Raw genomic sequence first — 19592 nt, 5'->3', positions numbered from 1 at the left:
CACCCCGGACGGTGTAAGAGATGGGAGCTCGGTTCCGGGAGGCCGGAGCCGGGCTCTGACTTTTTGTCCTGAGAGTGCGACCGAATGGGCCAGCCGACCTTCTTCCAATCCCCGCCGCGGACCACCCTGGCGGCGATCGCCACTGCGGCCAAGGCCACCCTGGTCGATCCGTCGCGTGGGGAGCAGGTGATCAAGGGGCTGGCGTCGCTCGACGAAGCCGGTCCGATGCACCTGGCGTTCTTCGACAATCTCAAATACGCCGACCAGCTCGCCGCGACGAAGGCGGGGGCCTGCCTGGTCAGCCCACGGTTCGAGGCACGCGTGCCGCCGCATGTCGCCGTGCTCCGCGCCAATCAACCCTTCCGCGCCTTCGTGCAACTCGCCCGCGAGATGCACGCCGATGCGCTGCGTCCGCAATCCTGGTTCGGCTGCGAGGGCATCTCGCCCCAGGCGATCATCGATCCCACCGCGCGGCTGGAGGACGATGTCATCGTCGAGCCGCTCGCCGTGATCGGCGCCCATGTCGAGATCGGCTCCGGCACCATCGTCGGCGCCGGCGCCGTGATCGGGCCGCACGTCAAGATCGGCCGCGACTGCAATGTCGGCGCCCGGACCGTGATCCAATGCGCCCTGATCGGCAATGACGTGCTGATCCATCCCGGCTGCAGCATCGGCCAGGACGGCTACGGCTTCATCTTCTTCGGAGCGGACGGGCACACCAAGGTGCCGCAGACCGGGCGGGTGCTGATCCAGAATCATGTCGAGGTCGGCGCCGGGACCACGATCGACCGCGGCAGCCTGCGCGACACGGTGATCGGCGAGGGCACCAAAATCGACAACCAGGTTCAGATCGGCCACAATGTCACGATCGGCCGGCATTGCCTGCTGGCGGCCCAGATCGGGCTGGCAGGAAGCCTCACGATCGGCGACAACGTCGCGCTCGGGGCAAAGGTGGGCATCAACAATCACCTGACGATCGGCGATGGCGCCCAGGTGACCGCGATGAGCGGCGTCAAGGACGACATTCCGCCGAACGGCCGGTGGGGCGGCTTCTTTGCCAAGCCGACCAAGCAGTGGTTCCGCGAGATCGTCGCCGTGGAACGGCTGGTGCGTGATCAGACCGCGACGAAAAAGGACGAAGGACAGGAGTGATGGAGGAGTCACCCATCAGGTTTGCGGACATCGACATCAACGAAATCTTGAAGACGCTGCCGCACCGTAACCCGTTTCTCCTGATCGACCGCGTGAAGAACATCCGCGCCGACTACAGCGGCATCGGCGTCAAGAACGTCTCGTTCAACGAGCCGTGCTTCCAGGGCCATTTCCCGGAGCGGCCGGTCTATCCGGGCGTGCTGATGATCGAAGGCATGGCGCAGACGGCCGGTGTCATCGGCATCAAGTCGGTCGAGGGCACGGAAAAGCCGCGCGCGGTGTATTTCCTCACCATCGACAAGTGCAAGTTCCGCAAGCCGGTGCTGCCGGGCCAGACCATCGAGTACCACATGCGCTCGATCGGACGGCGCAAGACGATGTGGTGGTTCCATGGCGACGCCAAGGTCGACGGCGTGGTCGTCGCGGAAGCCGACGTCGGCGCGATGCTGACCGACTGACGTTGCGGGTTGCAGGTAGAGAGTTGATTGCGTCGAGATGAGCAAGATTGATCCCACCGCGCGCGTCGAGGACGGCGCCGTCATCGGCGAAGGCACGGTCATCGGCCCATACTGCATCGTCGGTCCAAACGTCGTGATCGGAGCGAACTGCAAGCTGATCAGCCACGTCCAGATCATGGGCCACACCACGCTCGGCGACGACAACGTCATTTCGCCGTTCGTCGTGCTCGGCGGCGCGCCGCAGGATCTGAGCTATCGCGGCGAGCCGCACCGGCTCGAGATCGGCTCCGGCTGCACCTTCCGCGAGGGCGTGACGATGAACATCGGCACCACCAAGGGCGGCGGCCTGACCAAGGTCGGCAATGGCGGCTTCTTCATGAACAACGCGCATGTCGCCCATGACTGCGTGGTCGGCAACAACGTGATCTTCGCGACGTCGGCGACGCTCGGCGGCCATGTCGAGGTCGGCGATGCCGTCTACATCGGCGGTCTCTCCGCGGTGCATCAGTTCACCCGCATCGGCCATGGCGTGATGGTCGGCGGCGTCTGCGGCGTGCGCGGCGACATCATTCCTTATGGCCTCGTCAACGGCCAGTATGCCGCGCTCGAAGGCCTCAACGTCATCGGCATGAAGCGCCGCAAGTTCACCCGCGAGCGCCTGGCCGCCGTCCGCGCCTTCTATCAGAAGCTGTTCCACGGCCCCGGCGTGTTCGCCGATCGCCTGGCGGGCGTGCGTCCGCTCGCCGGAGAGGACCCTGCGATCGCCGAGATCCTGGCCTTCATCGATGGCAGCCGTCACCGCGCGCTGTGCCTGCCCGAGAGCGGCAGGCCTGCCGCCGAGCACTGAGCCATGGGCGCGCCGGCCGCAGACACCGCCCCTCCGATCGGCCTGATCGCTGCGGGCGGCGTGCTGCCGTTCGCCGTGGCCGACGCGGTCGTCGCGCGCGGTCAGACGCCGGTGCTGTTCGCGCTGAAGGGCATCTGCGATCCCAAGCCGCTGGCGCGCTTCCGCCATCACTGGATCGGCCTCGGCCAGCTCGGCAACGCGCTGAAGCTCCTGAAGACCGAAGGCGTCCGCGACCTGATGTTCATCGGCAACTTGGTACGCCCGGCGGTGTCGGAGATCCGCTTCGACTGGGGCACCTTGCGCGAGCTGCCCTACATCTGGTCGGCCTTCCGCGGCGGCGATGATCATCTGCTGTCGGGGGTGGGGCGCATCTTCGAGCGCCACGGCTTCCACATGGTCGGCGTCAAGGATATCGCGCCGAATCTCCTGGTCCCCGAGGGCCGGCTGACGCGCAACGCGCCGAACGATCTGGTCCGCGACGATATCGCCAAGGGGCTTGCCGTGCTCAAGGCGATGGCGCCGTTCGATGTCGGGCAGGCGGTGGTGGTGATCGACGGCCACGTCGTGGCGCTCGAGGACATCGAGGGCACCGACGGGCTGCTGGCCCGCGTGGCCCGGCTGCGTGCCAACAGGCGCATCCGCGCCGCCGCCGGGCGCGGCGTGCTGGTGAAGGCGCCCAAAGCCGGCCAGGACCTGCGTTACGATCTGCCGACCATTGGTCCGCGCACGGTGGAAGGACTGTCCGCCGCCGGCCTTGCCGGTGTCGCCGTCGCAGCGGCCTACACGCTATTGGCCGATCCGCAGGAGACCGTGGAAGCCGCCGACCGCGCCGGTGTGTTCATCACGGGCGTCACCGCGTGACGCCGCCGTCGGCAGGCCGGGCCGTCCGCAGGATCTGCCTGGTCGCGACCGAAGAGTCCGGTGACCGGCTCGGCACCAGCCTGATGAAGGTGCTGCGCCAGCGGCTCGGCGACAGCGTCGAATTCTCCGGCGTCGGCGGCCGCGGCATGATCGGCGAGGGGCTGTCCTCGCTGTTTCCGATCGAGGAGCTCTCGATCGTCGGCTTCACGGCCGTCATCAAGCAGCTGCCGAAGATCCTGCGCCTGCTCCGGCAGACGGTGGACGCCGTCGTGGCGAGCCAGCCCGATGTCCTTGTCATCATCGACAGCCCGGATTTCACCCAACGCGTGGCGAAGCGCGTCCACGCCCGCGATCCCGCCATTCCGATCGTGAACTACGTGGCGCCGACCGTGTGGGCCTGGCGTCCCGGCCGTGCGCGCGCCATGCACGGCTATATCGACCACGTGCTCGGCCTGCTGCCGTTCGAGCCCGAGGCGTTTCAGAGGTTGGGCGGTCCGCCCTGCAGCTATGTCGGCCATCCCTTGATCGAGCAATTGTCGAGCTTGCGTCCGAACGCCGAGGAGCAGGCGCGGCGCGATGGCAAGCCGCCGCTGCTGCTGGTGCTGCCCGGCAGCCGTCGCAGCGAGGTCGCGCGCCACATGGCGGTGTTCGGCGAGACGCTGTCGCGCCTGCAGGCGCAAGGCATTGCGTTCGAAGCAGTGCTGCCGACGACGCAGCATCTGGAGGCCGCCGTCAGGGCAGGGGTTGCAAGCTGGCCGGTGACGCCGACCATCGTGACTGGCGAAGCCGAGAAACGCGCCGCCTTCAGAAGCGCCCATGCGGCGCTCGCGAAGTCGGGAACGGTGACGCTGGAGCTCGCGCTGTCAGGTGTTCCGATGGTCACGGCCTATCGCGTGGGCGAGGTCGAAGCCTTCATTCTCAGACGAGTCGTCAACGTGCAGTCCGTGATCCTTGCCAACCTGGTGATCGGCGAGAATGTGATCCCGGAATATCTGCAGGAGGCCTGCACGGCCGACAACCTCGCGCCGGTGCTGGTGGATCTTTTGAACGGCGGGCCGATCCGCACGCGCCAGGTCGAGGCCTTCAATCGCCTCGACGGCATCATGGCGACAGGCGCGGCCTCGCCGAGCGAACGCGCGGCGGACATCGTGCTGGCGACGATGCGCGGGGGACGGCAGGTGACGTCCTAATTAGTAATGAAAGCGTAGGGTGGGCAAAGGCGCCGCCGTGCTCTCTCGACATGTGAGATCTTAGTGGCGCCGTGCCCACCGTCTTGCGGCAGAATCCGCTGCACGACGGTGGGCACGCTGCCGCCTTGCGGCGGCCGCTTTGTCCACCGCTACGGCAGGACACCAGGATCGTTCACTTCAATCGCTCCAGTAAAAAGCTGGTCGCTCGCGCGAGGGCATCCGCTGCCTCGGGGCGGGTTGCGTCGAAATCGAAGCTGTGACCAAGGCTCGGATAAACGACGAGTTCGGCCTCTCCACCGAGCGCCTTGGCGCGGTCGACCAACGCCCGTCCGGATGCAAGGGGGATGACGCGATCTGCGTCGCCATGGATCGCGAGGAGCGGCGGCAACTTGACGGATTCTTGCGTGCCAGCGATGCCAGCGTAGAAAACGACGAGCGCGCTGATTGTCGGATCCTGAGCCGCGGATGCGACCGCCAGGAAGCCACCATTGGAAAAACCTAACAGGCCGACCTTTCCCGTGCAGTCCTGTCGTCTGGACAAATATCTTGTAACCTCATGCACCCGTTCTGACCAAACAGAGAGGTGCTCTGAAAAGTAGTTTTGCCGAATGCTCCGATCGGACGACGCCATCATCCGCAAGTCGGCTTCGTCGTAATAGGACAGAAGCGCAGCGTCGATGCCCTGCGCAGCCAATGCCTCGGCGTAACGAGTATAGGTCGGGAGAAACTTGTCGAGCCCCTGTCTACCATGAAGAATGATCACTGCCGGCCGCTTGCCTGCGCGCTGACCGGCAAACAGCTTGATCGCGAGTGACGCGTCGGCGACCGAGACGGTCAGCTCTTGCGGCGCTGTTTCGATCGCGCGGGCCGGCGTCGTGTGGGTGAAGACGAGGGCGAGTGCCGCGATGCAAGCCCATAGCGACAATGGAAACCGCTTCGCCATCGTGCTTACCGTTCTCACAAGTCGTAGAATTCGTCTCCCGGATGAGCGCAGCATCTCCGGTGTCTCCCGCGACGGCAGTGATGAACCCGGATGCCGCCGCGTCATCCGGGCTACTCGAACGGCGTTAGCGGCGCGCGGATTTCAGCGCAAAGAAAAAGGCCCGTCCAGCGTGCCGGACGGGCCTTTTCATCGTTCATCTGTTGCTGACTGCGATCAGCCGCGCTTGTCGAGGTCGACGTAGTTGCGCGTCGCGACGCCGGTGTAGAGCTGGCGCGGACGGCCGATCTTCTGCTGCGGGTCCTCGATCATCTCGCTCCACTGGCTGATCCAGCCGACGGTGCGGGCGACGGCGAACAGCACGGTGAACATCGACACCGGGAAGCCCATCGCCTTCAGCGTGATGCCCGAATAGAAGTCGACGTTCGGGTAGAGCTTGCGGTCGATGAAGTACTGATCGCTGAGCGCGATCTTCTCGAGCTCCATCGCGACCTTCAGCATCTGGTCGTCGGCGTGGCCCGTCTCCTTGAGCACCGCGTGACACATCTTCTGCATGATCTTGGCGCGCGGGTCGTAGTTCTTGTAGACGCGATGGCCGAAGCCCATCAGGCGCACGTCGCTGTTCTTGTCCTTCACCTTGGCGATGAAGTCCGGAATCTTGTCGACGGTGCCGATCTCGGCCAGCATGTTCAGCGCCGCCTCGTTGGCGCCGCCATGCGCCGGACCCCACAGGCAGGCGATGCCGGCGGCGATGCAGGCGAACGGGTTGGCGCCCGAGGAGCCGGCGATGCGCACCGTCGATGTCGAGGCGTTCTGCTCGTGGTCGGCGTGCAGGATGAAGATCTTGTCGAGCGCGTCGGCGAGGACCGGGTTCGGCTTGTACTCCTCGCAGGGCACCGCGAAGCACATGTGCAGGAAGTTCTCGGCGAAGGACAGCGAGTTCTTCGGATACACGAAAGGCTGGCCGATCGTGTATTTGTAGGCCATCGCCGCCAGCGTCGGGATCTTCGCGATCATCCGCATCGACGCGATCATGCGCTGCTTCGGATCGTTGATGTCGGTCGAGTCGTGGTAGAACGCGGCGAGCGCGCCCACCGAGGCGACCATGACGGCCATCGGATGCGCGTCGCGGCGGAAGCCGTGGAAGAAGCGCGACATCTGCTCGTGCACCATCGTGTGATGGGTCACGCGATAGTCGAAGTCCTTCTTCTGCGCGGCGGTCGGGAGCTCCCCGTAGAGCAGGAGATAGCAGGTCTCCAGGAAGTCGCCCTTCTCGGCGAGCTGCTCGATCGGGTAGCCGCGGTATTCCAGCACGCCGGCGTCGCCGTCGATATAGGTGATCTTCGACTGGCAGCTGCCGGTGGAGGTGAAGCCGGGGTCATAGGTGAACATCCCGGTCTGGGCGTAGAGCTTGCCGATGTCGATGACGTCGGGGCCCACCGTGCCGCTCAGGATCGGAAGATCGAAATTCTTGTTGCCGACGGTGAGGGTCGCGGTCTTGCTAGCGGATTTTGCGTCCATCGTTTGTCCCCGATGAGATCGTTAGGCTGATCGTTAGTCTTGGCCCTTGTTCTTTGTGAGAGATGGCAGGGCGGGTGGACTTTATCCAGTGCGGTGGTTCTGGCATTCGCTTCAGGTCGCGGCGAGTCTTGCGCGAAGTGCTTAAGCGAAGGTCAAATCCGAAACCACACTGGAATCTTATACTTACTAGTGTCCTTCGGCCTTCACATCCGTCAACGAGCCCGCCGCAACGTGTCGTGAATGTCAAAGTCGGGGACACCAGATGGTGCCGCGCAAATGCGTACCGTATTGCCCTGTGCGCTGCAAGATGGGGTCCCTCAGACCTTATGAGGTGGCCTGGTCCTGCAGACGGCCCAAGGATTCATCACGTCCCAGGATCGCCAGGACGTCGAAGATGCCGGGCGACGTGGTCCGCCCCGTCAGCGCGGCCCGCAGCGGCTGGGCCACCGCGCCCAGCTTGAGATTGTTGGCTTCCGCAAACGCACGCAGCGCGGCCTCCGTGGCTTGTCCGCTCCACGGCTCGACCGCGGACAGCGCCTCCTGCAGCCGGCCGATCAAGGCGCGGCTGTCCGGTGTCAGCAGCGCGGCAGCCTTGGCGTCGATGGCGAGCGGCCGGTCGGCGAAGATGAAGGCGGCGCCGTCGATCAGCTCCAGCAGCGTCTTGGCGCGCTCCTTGAGGCTCGGCATCGCCTGGGTGAGCTGTGCGCGCGTCGTATCGTTGAGCTTGGCTTTCAGCGCCGCGCCGTTCGGCACGTAGTTGAGGACGTCCTCGAACTGCCGCACCAGGGCGGCGTCGTCGCTGTGGCGGATATAGTGGCCGTTGAGGTTTTCGAGCTTGGCGAAATCGAACCGCGCGGCCGAGCGGCCGATCGCCGGCAAATCGAACGCCTTGATCATCTCGTCGGTCGAGAAGATCTCCTGGTCGCCATGGCTCCAGCCGAGCCGCACCAGGTAATTGCGCAGCGCGGACGGCAGATATCCCATCGCGCGGTAGGCATCGACGCCGAGCGCGCCATGGCGCTTCGACAGCTTCGAGCCGTCGGGCCCGTGAATCAACGGGATGTGGGACATCGACGGCACCGTCCAGCCCAGCGCATCGTAGATCTGCTTCTGGCGCGCGGCATTGATCAAATGATCGTCACCGCGGATGACGTGGGTGACGCCCATGTCGTGATCGTCGACCACCACGGCCAGCATGTAGGTCGGATTGCCATCGCCTCGCAGCAGCACGAGGTCGTCGAGGTTCTCGTTCTGCCAGACCACGCGGCCCTGCACCTGGTCCTCGATCACGGTCTCGCCGGTCAGCGGCGCGCGCAGCCGGATGGTCGGCTTGACGCCCTCGGGCGCCTCCTTCGGATCGCGGTCGCGCCACATGCCGTCGTAGAGCCGAGTGCGGCCTTCCGCGCGCGCCTTCTCGCGCATGGCTGCCAGCTCGTCGGCGGTGGCATAGCAGCGATACGCCATGCCGCTGGCGAGCAACTGCTCGGCGACCTCGCGATGCCGGGCGGCGCGGCTATATTGGTAGATGACCTCGCCGTCCCAATCGAGCTCGAGCCATTTCAGCCCGTCGAGGATGGCCGTGATGGCCGCGTCGGTCGAGCGCTCGCGGTCGGTGTCCTCGATTCTGAGCAGCATCTTGCCGCCGCGGCCGCGCGCATAAAGCCAGTTGAACAGGGCCGTCCGGGCGCCTCCGATATGGAGAAAGCCGGTCGGGGAGGGGGCAAAGCGCGTGACGATCGGGGTGGTCATGGGCGGCAGCACGAAATCCAGGCAGGGGCTCAAGCGGGCGGGGGGTGTATAGCAGGCCTATCGCATAACTAAAGCCTTCCTTGGGGGAGGCGGATTTGGCACATAGACTGCCAAATTCCGGAGCAGGATATTTCTTGATGACCACGAACGACACGGCAGCGACGGCAGAGGCAGGGCGCGACTTCATCCGCGACATCGTCCAGGCCGATCTCGACAGCGGCAAGCACAAGACGGTCGTCACCCGGTTCCCACCGGAGCCGAACGGCTACCTGCATATCGGCCATGCCAAGTCGATCGGTCTCAATTTCGGCATCGCCAAGGAATTCGGCGGCCGCTGCAATCTGCGCTTCGACGACACCAATCCGACCAAGGAAGAGCAGGAATACATCGATTCCATCCAGGCCGACGTGCGCTGGCTCGGCTACGACTGGGACGACAACCTGTTCTATGCCTCGGATTATTTCGAGCGGCTTTACGAGTGGGCCGAAGGCCTGATCAAGGCCGGCCTCGCCTATGTCGACGACCAGACCCAGGAGGAGATCCGGCTGGCGCGCGGGACACTGACCGAGCCCGGCAAGAACAGCCCGTTCCGCGACCGCACCGTCGAGGAGAATCTCGACCTGTTCCGGCGCATGAAAGCGGGTGAATTCCCCAACGGCGCGCGCGTGCTGCGCGCCAAGATCGACATGGCCGCCGGCAACATCAATCTGCGCGACCCCGTGCTGTACCGGATCCTGCACGCCCACCACCCGCGCACCGGCGATACCTGGAAGATCTATCCGAGCTACGACTACGCCCACGGCCAGTCGGACGCGATCGAAGGCGTGACGCATTCGATCTGCACGCTCGAATTCGAGGATCACCGGCCGCTCTACGAATGGCTGCTCGACAAGCTGCCGGTGCCGTCGCATCCGCGGCAGTACGAGTTCGCGCGCCTCAACCTCACCTACACGCTGCTGTCCAAGCGCGTGCTGACGCGGCTGGTGCAGGACGGCCATGTCTCCGGCTGGAACGATCCGCGCATGCCGACCATCGCGGGGTTGAAGCGGCGCGGCGTGCCGCCGGCGGCGGTGCGCGAGTTCATCAAGCGCATCGGCATCGCCAAAGCCAACAGCATCGTCGATGTCGGCATGCTCGAATTCTGCATCCGCGAGGAGCTCAACCGCACGGCGCAGCGCCGCATGGCGGTGCTGCGTCCCTTGAAGGTGGTGATCGAGAACTATCCGGAAGGCCAGGTCGAGGAGCTCGAGGCGATCAATCATCCCGACGATCCCTCGGCCGGCACGCGCAGAATCGCGTTCGGCCGCGAGCTCTATATCGAGCAGGACGACTTCATGGAGAACCCGCCGAAGAAGTTCTTCCGCCTGTCGCCAGGCAACGAGGTGCGGCTGCGCTACGCCTATTTCATCAAGTGCCGCGAGGTCATCAAGAACGACGCCGGCGAGATCGTCGAGCTGCGCTGCACCTATGATCCGGCGACCAAGGGCGGCAACGCGCCCGACGGACGCAAGGTCAAGGCGACGATGCACTGGCTGCCGGCCGCGCAGTCGCGTGTCGCGGAGATTCGCATCTACAACCAGCTGTTCGCCAATCCGAGCCCGAACGCGGCGGACTTCACCGCTGACCTCAATCCGAACTCGCTGGAGGTCTTGACCGACGCGCGCATCGAGCCGGCGATCGCCGAAAGCAATTCGGCCGAGCCGATGCAGTTCGAGCGCCAGGGCTACTTCGTGCGCGACCCCGACTCGACGCCCGACAGGCTGGTGTTCAACCGCACCATCGGCCTGCGCGACACCTTCGCGAAGGAGGTCGCGAAGGGCTGAGGCGCGCGCGGCTCAGCCGATCGCATCCTGGCCGGCATCGGTCAGCGTCGGCACGCCGTCGCTGACTTCGACGAGACCGCGCTCGGTGAGCAGCGACAGGTCCTCGTTGCTGACGGGAGAAAGGGTGAGCCGGTTGGCCTTGATGTCGCGCAGGGTCCAGCGCAGGTGGATCGCCTTGTCGAGTTCGAGGTCGGCGAAGGGGTCGTCGATCGCGTGGTCGTCCATTCCCGTATAAGTCCGGGGACGGACGAAAGTTCCAGTGCATCGGGGGATGCATCGACCGATATTCCCGTTCCGTTCTGCTAGGCGCGCTCGTACAGCTTCCGGTAGCCTGACGCCAGTCCGGTATCGGGTGGTGTGGGCATGGCGGGGCCGGTGCGGCCGCCAGGAGGGCGGCGCGGGTTCGCGGGCGTGATGGCCGATGTCTGGCCGCCGCGCGGCGCGCTCGCCGGCGGCTGGCCCGCCATCGGCGCCGGTGCATGGCCGTCGCTTGCCGGCAAGCTCGGGAGCTGGGCCCGGGAGGAGGCCGGCGCAGGGCGGCTGTTGCCCTGGGTGCCCGTCGCGTTCGGCGCCGGCATCGCGCTGTATTTTTCCGCCGACCACGAGCCCGTGCTGTGGATCACGGCTTTAACCGCCACTCTGCTCTGCGTCGCGGCCGGGCTGATGCGCCGGCATCGGCTGTTTCCGGCGGCCGTGATGATCGCAGCGGCGGCGGCCGGCTTTGCCGTCGCGACCGCCAAGACCGCCCGCGTCGCCCATCCCGTGCTGGCCCGGCCGCTGTACTCGGTCGCGCTCACGGGCTTCGTCGAAGCGCGCGACATCCGCGACCGCAGCGATCGCATCGTGCTGCGGGTGACGTCGATGGAGAGCCCGCGCAGCAGCGTCACGCTGGCGCGCGTGCGGCTCGCGGTGCGCAAGGGCACGGCGCCGGAGGTCGGCAGCTTCGTGCAGCTCAAGGCACGGCTGCTGCCGCCGCTCGCGCCGGTGCGTCCCGGCAGCTACGATTTTGCGCGCGACATGTTCTTCCAGGGCATCGGCGCCTCCGGCTTCGTGATGGGTGCGATCACCGTGCAGCCCCCGGCGCAGGAGCGCGGATTGGCGTTGCGCTATGCCGCGACCATGCAGGGCCTGCGCGATGCGATCGATGCGCGCATCCGCGCCCGTCTCAGCGGCGACGAGCGTGCCATCGCCACCGCGCTGCTGACCGGGCGCCGCGACGCCATCACGCCCGACGTCAACGACGCGATGTTCATCTCCGGCCTCGGCCATGTCTTGTCGATCTCGGGCTATCACATGGCGGTCGTTGCCGGCGTCGTGTTCTTCGCTATGCGCGCGCTGCTCGCGTTGATCCCCGGCCTGACCATCAGCCATCCGATCAAGAAATGGGCCGCCGCCGCGGCGCTGCTTGCGGCCGCGTTCTATCTGCTGCTGTCCGGCGCCGAGGTCGCGACGCAAAGATCATTTTTCATGACGGCGGTGGTGCTGATCGCCGTGATGGTCGACCGCCGAGCCGTCACCTTCCGCACGCTCGCGGTGGCCGCGATGGTCGTGCTGATCGCGGCTCCCGAAGCGCTGGTGCATCCGAGCTTCCAAATGTCGTTCGCGGCGACGCTCGGCCTCGTCGCGCTGGTGCAGTTCGGGCTGCCGAAACTGTTTGCCACGCCGGACAGTTCGACGACGCAGCGCATCGCGCTGTGGGGCGGCCGCGAGTTGTCGATGCTGCTGCTGGCCTCGCTGCTCGCGGGGCTTGCGACGACGCCCTATGCCGCCTTTCACTTCCATCGCATCACGCCCTACGGCGTGCTCGCCAATCTCGCGGCGATGCCGGTGGTGTCGGTACTGGTGATGCCGGCCGGCCTGCTAGGCCTGCTGGCGGCGCCGTTCGGCCTCGACGGCGTCTGCTGGACGGTGATGGGCTGGGGCATCGACTGGATGATCGCGGTGACCCGATGGGTCGCCGCATTACCCGGCGCCGTCGGGCGCATCCAGGCGTTCGGCATCGGGCCGCTGATCGCAGCCAGCCTGGGACTCGTGCTGATCGGCCTCTTGCGCACGCCGCTGCGCTGGTCGGGCGCGGTGCTGCTGGCGGCGGCCGCGGCCTGGGCCGTCGTGACGCCGCAGCCGGACATTCTCGTCTCCGGCGATGGGCGTGCCGTGGCCGTCCGCGGCCGCGATGGACGCCTGCATGTGATGCGCAGCGGCAAGGACGTGTTCGTCACCAAGGAATGGCTCGCGGCCGACGCCGACGCGCGGCTGCCTGCCGAGTCGTCACTCAGTGACGGCGTGTCCTGTGACGAACAAGGCTGCGTGGTCGCCATGGCCGACGGCCGCATCGTCGCGCTGACCTTGCGCGCGGACGCCCTCGCCGACGATTGCGCCCGCGCTGCGCTGGTGGTGACGGCGCGCTCCGCCCCAAAATCCTGCCAGGCCGCTGTGATCGACCGTCCGCGCCTGCAGCAGCAGGGCGCCTTGATGCTCGTGCAGAGCGGCAAGGGGTTCGCCGTTACGCCGGCGCGTGCCGACGGCACCGGCCGGCCGTGGTGGCCGGCGCCGGCCGAGGCCAGCGAGTTCGAGGCTAGACTGACGCCGCGCGCGTCACCGTCGCGCGCGCAGGACGCGACGCCGCCGGAGATGGAGCAGGGTGGTGAGGATTAGGCTGGCGCCCACGCCACCGCTGCAGCGGCCCAATCCCTGTCCTGGAGGCGAGCACCAGGACAGCCAGAGCATGAAGTCGATCGAGCCCATCATGCTCTCATTGACGATTGGGACAAAGTTTCGCCGGCTGCTCTGCGCGACAGTCGTCGACTGCCTATGATGACGCTGGCAAGGCACCGCGACATCGGTCTCAACCTCCCCTGCAGGGGGAGGGTCGATCGCGCGCGAAGCGGGCGAGCGGGGTGGGGTGAAGCCGCGGGCGCTGGTGCAAGTGGAGAGATCACCCCACCCCGGCTCATACGCGCTATGCGCCTATGAGCCGACCCTCCCCCTCCAGGGGAGGGTGAACGAGCGCAGGGCCGCCAGATGCGATTCTGTAGAAGCACATCATGGCCAGTGCGGTCTTTAGGATAGGCCATTCCACGATTCACAGACGCCAACGCCACCGCAATCGTCAGAGCTGGCTGAGAGCCGTCCGACGGTTGCAGTGTCGCGTGCGATCCGGAACGACGAATGCGGATGCGATCCGCTCGTCGCGTGACCTAGCTGATGCCGGCCGGTCAGGTGATGCTGATGCGGCGGATGGGCGTCGGCTGCTGTGCCGGCGCGTCTTCCGCGATGTCACGACGCTCGCCGGGCTGCTTGCTGACCGGCAATTGCAGCACGGTGACGCGCTGGCCTTCGCAGAGCTGAGTCACCAGCACGTGGCGTCCATCCGCGAACTCGATCGCGTCGTGATGGCGGTCGGGAATGTGCTTCTCGATGGTGTTGAACTTGGCGACCCGCTCGCGGATCGTGCGGGTCCACAGCCAGCGGCTGTCGTAGCGGACGTCCTCGGCAAAGGCGAGCTCGGTGCCGGGCAGCATGCAGACCGCGACGGTCGGCTCGCTTTCCAAGGCGAAGCCGCGGGTCGCGGTGCCGCGGAACGTCGTCGAGATCAGCGTCTCGCCGACTTTGGCGGGACGGGAGGCAACGGCATGGAGGCTGTAGTCACACATCGGATCGCTCCTCGTTCAGAGATAGCTGACCCACGCTCCCCCCGGACAGGCGCAGGCCTCTATCAGAGTGGACATCGGGAGCAATGTTAGCGCGCGCTTCGCGGCAATTCTGCGCTGATCTGCAGTGCGCGCGGGCGCTGCCGATCACAAGCGTTTGAGTGTGCCGCGCTGCACATCATGATGTGCATTCTCAACTGACTCATAAATAGGCGACCGCGAGTCCGGGCGGCTCACACCGCCGATCTGCTGGGCAGATCCGGCGGCCTCGCAGAAGCCGGGACTCAGTACTTCCGGTACAGCCCGACCAGCTTGCCCTGGATCTTCACCCGGTTGGGCGGCAGGATGCGCACCTCATACGCCGTGTTGGCCGGCTCCAGGGCGATCGACGCGCCGCGGCGGCGGAAGCGCTTCAACGTCGCTTCCTCGTCGTCGATCAGCGCCACGACGATGTCGCCGGTGTCAGCGGACTCGTTGCGCTGGATCAGCGCCATGTCGCCGTCGAGGATGCCGGCGTCGACCATCGAATCGCCGCGGACTTCGAGCGCGTAGTGCTCGCCATTGCCGAGCATGTCGGCCGGCACGCTGATGGTGTGGCTGCGCGTCTGCAGCGCCTCGATCGGCGTACCCGCGGCAATCCGGCCCATCACCGGCACCGCGACGGGACGCTCGCCATCGTCGAGCGCCGGCGTCGAGGTGCGCACCTTGCCGAGATTGCCCTCGATCACCGACGGCGTGAATCCGCCGCGCCGGTTGTTGGCGGCCTGCGAGAGCTCGGGCAGCTTGATCACCTCGATCGCGCGGGCGCGATTGGGCAGCCGGCGGATGAAGCCGCGCTCTTCGAGAGCTGTAATCAGCCGATGGATGCCGGACTTGGAGCGCAGGTCGAGCGCATCCTTCATCTCGTCGAAGGACGGCGGCACGCCGGCTTCCTTGAGCCGTTCGTTGATGAACCGCAGAAGTTCGTACTGTTTGCGCGTCAGCATCTCGACCTGGTCCCCGGTTGGTTGTCGTCCGAAGTTCTCAAGAGCTCTTGCGTCCCAGAGCCCAACTGGACGACTGTCATTCACGTCACCCGCAACATACTAAAAACAAATCATGAACGGACACTATCTGTTCGATGTGTGTTCTGCAATCCTAAAAATATGATGAATGGACCGAGCTTTACCGGAGGAAGCCCACCCACCGACGCCTCACCTGGGCAGGCGCAGGATCTCGCAAGGGCTGCCTGCGGGAGCCTTCGGCGCGAAGGCCGGACGGATCACCAGCGCCTGCGAAAGCGCGAGATTCCCGAGCAGAGACGAATCCTGCTGGTTCACCGGCGTGGCGATCAGCGTGCCGTCGGGGCGCTCTTCCAACTGCGCGCGCAGATAGTCCTCGCGTGAGTCGTTCGGCCCGAGTTCGCGGCCGAGCAGGGCGGTCTCGCGCGGCGGCGCGACCTCCTCGCGCCCGAGCAGGGCACGAATCAGCGGCACCAGGAACAGGATGGCGCAGACATAGGACGACACCGGGTTGCCCGGCAGGCCGATCACCCTCATGCCGCCGAGCCGGCCGTGCATCATCGGCTTGCCCGGCCGCATCGCGATCTTCCAGAACGCCATCTCGACGCCCTCGGCCTCCAGGGCCTGCTTGACCAGATCATGGTCGCCGACCGAGGCGCCGCCGGTGGTGATCAAGATATTTGCGCCGGACTCGCGTGCCCGGCGGATGCCGGCCACGGTGGCCTCCATCGTGTCGACGGCGATGCCGAGATCAATCGGCTCGGCACCCTCGCTACGCACCAGCGCCCGCAGCGCATAGCCGTTGGAGTAGACGATCTGGCCGGGACCGGGCTCGGAGCCCGGCATCACCAGTTCGTCGCCGGTCGCGAGCAGCGCCACCTTGGGCCGCCGCCGCACCGGCAGCGCCGGATGATTCATGCTGGCCGCCAGCGACAGGTCGCGGTCGCTGAGCCGGCGTCCGGCCTTCAGCAGCACCATGCCCTGGTGGAAGTCGACGCCCGCGGGGCGGATGTGCCGGCCCTTGATGGCCGCCTCGTTGAGGACGACATGGCCGCCCTCCGCGGTCGTATCCTCCTGGATGACGACCGCATCGGCGCCCTCCGGCACGACGCCGCCGGTGAAGATGCGCGCCGCCTCGCCAGGGCCGACCACGCGATCGAACGGCCGCCCGGCCGCGACCTCGCCGATCACCTTGAGCTTGGCGCCCGGCCTGTCGGCATCGGCCGCCCGCAGCGCGTAGCCGTCCATCGCCGACATCGCCTCCGGCGGCTGCGTCCGCAGTGCCGCCAGGTCGCGCGCCAGGATGCGGTGGAATGCCTCGTCCAGCCCGACCATCTCCTCAGTCAGCGGCTCGGCGCCGGCAAGCACCGCGGACAACGCATCGGACACCGGCATCAAGGCCATCAGAGTTCCTTTGGAAGGCGGACGAGTCGAGGGAGTCGCGTTCTAACCGAACGCGCAGGGCGGGGCCAAGGGGCCAATCCGACCGGTGCCTTGGGGAGCAGCCTCGCGCGGGGCGCTCTCACAATGTGGCGAGAAACCTCGTGATCAGTCCGGTGACCTCCGCGGGCTGTTCGAGGCTCGGCAGATGCGCAACACCGGTGATCCCGTGACCGGCCGCGTTCGGCATCGTCGCAGCAAGCAATCGGCTTCGCTCCTTGATATGAGGAAAGTCGAGGTCGCCCCAGATCACGAGCGCCGGCGCGGTGATCTCGCCGAGGCGCGGGAAGGCAGGTGTCACGTCGAGACTTGCGCCCACCGGCGCTGCGCGCAGCGCGGCGGCGTTCTTCTGCAGAAACATGTCGCGCAACTCGCCCGATACGCGCCCATCAGGTGCGAGCGGACCGTCGAGCCAGAGATGCGCCTTGAGCATGCTGACGCGGTCCCAATCGCGTGCCGCCTCTGCTGCGGCGACATCGCGCAGCAGCGCCGTGATGGCCGGTGGGTAGACCGGCTCTGGCGCTCCGCTGATCGATGGCGCGATCAGAACGAGGGCACGTGTCCGCGACGGCTGCGCCAGCGCGAAGTCGAGCGCGATCTTTCCGCCTTGCGAACAGGCGACAAGCGTCGCCTGCCGGCCCGGCGCGAGCGCATCGATCACCGCGAGCAAGTCGGCAACCGGTGAATGGTCTTCGATCTCTGCCACCGTCTCTCCGAAGCCGCGGCGATCGTAGGCGATCGCCGTGTGGGTGGCTGCGATGTCGTCGATCTGCGCAAGCCACATGGTGTGGTCGAACACCGCTGCATGCAGGAAGACGACGGGCTCGCCTCGGCCGGCAACCAACGTCGCGAGTTTTGCACGGCCGGAAATAATTCGACGAAGTGAGTTCATATCACACCGGATGCCTGATCCACACGTTGGGTTCGACGTAGACGGCGTAATCTTGCTCGACCGATGTGAGCACGGGCACCAGCGCGCCGGGGATCTCGACCTCGCCTGAATGATCGAATGGCACGCCCGTCCATTGTGACCACTCTGCAAGCGTGCCGACAATAGTCATCGAGCACGGCGCAATCTTGACGATCTCGCCACCGATCGCGAGGTGCGTGCGCAGCCAGGAATCGGCGAGCTGGCCGTCGGCGCGGCGCTCATCGAGATACGCGTGCATCGGGATTCGCGGTTGCAAATGCTTCTGGTTCGGCCGCACCGGCGCGTAGAGCTCGGAGAAGCCCTTCGCTCGCGCGCATTGCTTGAACGCATCGAGCATGGCGCGCGAGCTGCCCGGCACGCGCGCCTTCGGCAGCAGGGCGATCTCCAATGCGCTCATGGTCGTCGGCTGCCGTCCCAGCATGCGGTCCTCGTGACCCCAGCGGATCACCTCGTCCCAGCCGGCATTGGGCAGTTCGTCGCGGCCCTCGATGCCGAAGGCGAAGGGCACCGCGAAGGCGCGCCCGACAACCTCGTCGCCGGCGAGAGCTGCGAAAGCGCAGTCGGCGTAATGAGCGAACGCGGGCTCATCATAATACAGCATCGCCGTCCGATCCTGCCGCATGAACTCGGGCCAGACGGCGTCGAGCTCGGGCGAGAACACGCAGGGGATCAAGTCCGGGCGGTCGCGCAAGGAGATGATGTCGATGTTCATTGAACCTCCCGTCGAGCGCGCCTGGACCAAACCTTCACGGACGTCGATCGGCGCAGGCTAGGCTCATCCACCGTGGCGACCGCTGCCGCAAACGCTGGCAAGCTCGCTATACCTTGGCAAGACTGAGTTCAATTTACGTTCCGCGTCAGGTCGAGCAAAATCAGTCAGCCGCTCGTTGCTGAACTCTGCCATGGATTGATGATGCGGAGTCCGCATCCGTTGAAGTCAGCAACATTTCGCGTTGCCAGGGCAGCACCTGCGACCTGCGCGATGGCTGCAATCTGGCAATCGGCATCCATGATCGGACGACCGAGAGCGCGACGGACTGCAGCGATGGCCGCATAAGCCTTTGCCGCGGAACTGTCGAATGGCAAGATTCGACCGGCGAAGTCCTGATCAATCATAGCATCAATTGTTGCCATTAGGGCCTCGCGACGCTTGCCGCTCGGCATGACGGCTACTCCGACCCGCAGCTCAGCCTCACTTACCGCGCTCAAATAAAGCTCGCTTGCATCTTGAGCGGCGAACCAGCCCAACACTGCCGACGCCGGCACAGGCCTCATAACTTCGGAAATCACGTTGGTATCGATGATGATCAAAAATGCCTCACGTCGGCCCCGACGGGTCGCGCATCGGCTTGCGCTCTGGAAGCTCAAGCTCGACGCCACCGAGCGCAGCAAAGCGTTCGTGAATCCGCTGGCCGAGGTTTGCTACCGGCACCCCGTCGCCGATCGCCTGCTGCAGTATTTCGCGTGCCTCCTCCTCGAGTGATCGGCCGTGCCGAGCTGCGCGGACCTCGAGGCGGAGCCTCAGCCTATCGTCCACATCGCTGATGGTGATACTCGCCATGATCGCCTCTTATACCTCCGTCTGAGACTAAGCGCTGATTGCATTGCAATCAAGCTACGGCTCCTTGCCGACCGGGATATTCGGAGCTTGGCTCGGCCTGCTGTGTGCGCCGCACCGGCTCCCAAATGCCGAGCAAAGAAATGTCTTCTATATTTCCGAATACTCTGCTATGCTGATTTGGTCCCGTGCTCGACAGGAGGGGCGCTTCGCGATCGTCACGAGACGTGGAGCGCGGGATGCGGTGGCCGCGACGTGTCGCAGCGTGCTTTGATGGCGCGCGGACGAACGGCATGACGTGGACCTGAAATCGCGTGGTCCTGGCATCCCGATGCTGATGCCAAGCCGGTGGGTCCTGATGATCCCAGCTGGCGACGGTGGCCAACAAGCCGGGCACCGGGGAGATCGCGTATAAGGTGCGCCGTGGAAAGGCGCGGTTCTTGAGAGGGTGAAAGTCCCTTCCGGCAAAGG

Annotated in this window: 18 protein-coding genes; 7 read left to right on the top strand and 11 right to left on the bottom strand. The window is 66.0% G+C overall.

The window, feature by feature from the left end; all coding sequences use genetic code 11:
• The first annotated feature begins 84 nt into the window (after window positions 1–84).
• The 5 genes from lpxD to lpxB are packed head-to-tail and all read left to right on the top strand — an operon-like array spanning window position 85 to window position 4508.
• On the top strand, window positions 85–1152 hold the full coding sequence (gene lpxD / locus ACQR1Y_RS34070) for a UDP-3-O-(3-hydroxymyristoyl)glucosamine N-acyltransferase (RefSeq protein WP_434879987.1): 1068 nt from the start codon (window positions 85–87) through the stop codon (window positions 1150–1152).
• The gene (fabZ, locus tag ACQR1Y_RS34065; protein ID WP_172109555.1) at window positions 1152–1610 is read left to right on the top strand and encodes a 3-hydroxyacyl-ACP dehydratase FabZ; all 459 of its coding nucleotides are present in this window, start codon (window positions 1152–1154) and stop codon (window positions 1608–1610) included. The genes lpxD and fabZ overlap by 1 nt, the downstream gene beginning before the upstream one ends.
• A gap of 37 nt (window positions 1611–1647) precedes the next feature.
• On the top strand, window positions 1648–2457 hold the full coding sequence (gene lpxA / locus ACQR1Y_RS34060; RefSeq protein ID WP_434879988.1) for an acyl-ACP--UDP-N-acetylglucosamine O-acyltransferase: 810 nt from the start codon (window positions 1648–1650) through the stop codon (window positions 2455–2457).
• A 3-nt stretch (window positions 2458–2460) separates the two neighbouring features.
• On the top strand, window positions 2461–3318 hold the full coding sequence (locus ACQR1Y_RS34055; RefSeq protein WP_434859118.1) for an LpxI family protein: 858 nt from the start codon (window positions 2461–2463) through the stop codon (window positions 3316–3318).
• A complete protein-coding gene (lpxB, locus tag ACQR1Y_RS34050) occupies window positions 3315–4508 on the top strand; it encodes a lipid-A-disaccharide synthase (protein WP_434859117.1) in 1194 nt (397 codons plus the stop codon). The genes ACQR1Y_RS34055 and lpxB overlap by 4 nt, the downstream gene beginning before the upstream one ends.
• A 172-nt stretch (window positions 4509–4680) precedes the next feature.
• On the opposite strand, the gene ACQR1Y_RS34045 is transcribed toward lpxB, so the two are convergent.
• From ACQR1Y_RS34045 to gltX, 3 genes are all read right to left on the bottom strand, one after another.
• On the bottom strand, window positions 4681–5451 hold the full coding sequence (locus ACQR1Y_RS34045) for a dienelactone hydrolase family protein (protein WP_434879989.1): 771 nt from the start codon (window positions 5449–5451) through the stop codon (window positions 4681–4683).
• A 213-nt stretch (window positions 5452–5664) separates the two neighbouring features.
• Window positions 5665–6969 (bottom strand): citrate synthase, encoded by a 1305-nt coding sequence (gltA, locus tag ACQR1Y_RS34040; protein WP_434879990.1) that lies wholly within the window; start codon window positions 6967–6969, stop codon window positions 5665–5667.
• Window positions 6970–7293: 324 nt separating this feature from the next.
• Window positions 7294–8718, bottom strand: a complete 1425-nt coding sequence (gene gltX / locus ACQR1Y_RS34035) for a glutamate--tRNA ligase (protein WP_434879991.1) — start codon at window positions 8716–8718, stop codon at window positions 7294–7296.
• A gap of 137 nt (window positions 8719–8855) precedes the next feature.
• Here gltX and ACQR1Y_RS34030 point away from each other — a divergent pair, with 137 nt between their 5' ends.
• A complete protein-coding gene (locus ACQR1Y_RS34030; RefSeq protein WP_434879992.1) occupies window positions 8856–10541 on the top strand; it encodes a glutamine--tRNA ligase/YqeY domain fusion protein in 1686 nt (561 codons plus the stop codon).
• Window positions 10542–10553: 12 nt separating this feature from the next.
• On the opposite strand, the gene ACQR1Y_RS34025 is transcribed toward ACQR1Y_RS34030, so the two are convergent.
• Complete coding sequence (locus ACQR1Y_RS34025) at window positions 10554–10766, bottom strand: hypothetical protein (RefSeq protein WP_434879993.1); 213 nt, start codon at window positions 10764–10766, stop codon at window positions 10554–10556.
• A gap of 138 nt (window positions 10767–10904) precedes the next feature.
• Between ACQR1Y_RS34025 and ACQR1Y_RS34020 the strand changes: the two genes are divergently transcribed.
• Window positions 10905–13196 (top strand): ComEC/Rec2 family competence protein, encoded by a 2292-nt coding sequence (locus ACQR1Y_RS34020; RefSeq protein WP_434879994.1) that lies wholly within the window; start codon window positions 10905–10907, stop codon window positions 13194–13196.
• 560 nt (window positions 13197–13756) lie between these two features.
• Here ACQR1Y_RS34020 and ACQR1Y_RS34015 read toward each other — a convergent pair.
• The 7 genes from ACQR1Y_RS34015 to ACQR1Y_RS33985 form a co-directional block, all read right to left on the bottom strand.
• Window positions 13757–14194: a hypothetical protein gene (locus ACQR1Y_RS34015; protein ID WP_434879995.1), complete on the bottom strand. Its 438-nt coding sequence runs from the start codon at window positions 14192–14194 to the stop codon at window positions 13757–13759.
• A 281-nt stretch (window positions 14195–14475) separates the two neighbouring features.
• Entirely contained in the window at window positions 14476–15177 is a 702-nt protein-coding gene (lexA, locus tag ACQR1Y_RS34010; RefSeq protein ID WP_434859110.1) for a transcriptional repressor LexA, read from the bottom strand.
• Window positions 15178–15384: 207 nt separating this feature from the next.
• The gene (locus tag ACQR1Y_RS34005; RefSeq protein ID WP_434879996.1) at window positions 15385–16596 is read right to left on the bottom strand and encodes a molybdopterin molybdotransferase MoeA; all 1212 of its coding nucleotides are present in this window, start codon (window positions 16594–16596) and stop codon (window positions 15385–15387) included.
• A gap of 118 nt (window positions 16597–16714) precedes the next feature.
• Window positions 16715–17524 carry an alpha/beta fold hydrolase gene (locus ACQR1Y_RS34000; RefSeq protein WP_434879997.1) on the bottom strand — a complete coding sequence of 270 codons (810 nt, stop codon included), beginning with the start codon at window positions 17522–17524 and terminating at the stop codon, window positions 16715–16717.
• A 1-nt stretch (window position 17525) separates the two neighbouring features.
• Window positions 17526–18185 carry a hypothetical protein gene (locus tag ACQR1Y_RS33995; protein ID WP_434879999.1) on the bottom strand — a complete coding sequence of 220 codons (660 nt, stop codon included), beginning with the start codon at window positions 18183–18185 and terminating at the stop codon, window positions 17526–17528.
• 254 nt (window positions 18186–18439) lie between these two features.
• Entirely contained in the window at window positions 18440–18874 is a 435-nt protein-coding gene (locus ACQR1Y_RS33990) for a type II toxin-antitoxin system VapC family toxin (protein WP_434859107.1), read from the bottom strand.
• A gap of 7 nt (window positions 18875–18881) precedes the next feature.
• Window positions 18882–19124 (bottom strand): FitA-like ribbon-helix-helix domain-containing protein, encoded by a 243-nt coding sequence (locus tag ACQR1Y_RS33985; protein ID WP_434859106.1) that lies wholly within the window; start codon window positions 19122–19124, stop codon window positions 18882–18884.
• Window positions 19125–19592 lie beyond the last annotated feature (468 nt).

The sequence above is a fragment of the Bradyrhizobium sp. HKCCYLRH3099 genome (assembly GCF_051167855.1).
Taxonomy (GTDB): Bacteria; Pseudomonadota; Alphaproteobacteria; order Rhizobiales; family Xanthobacteraceae; genus Bradyrhizobium.
The sequence above is the reverse complement of the archived record's forward strand: the minus strand, read 5'-3'. Positions and strand labels throughout refer to the sequence as shown.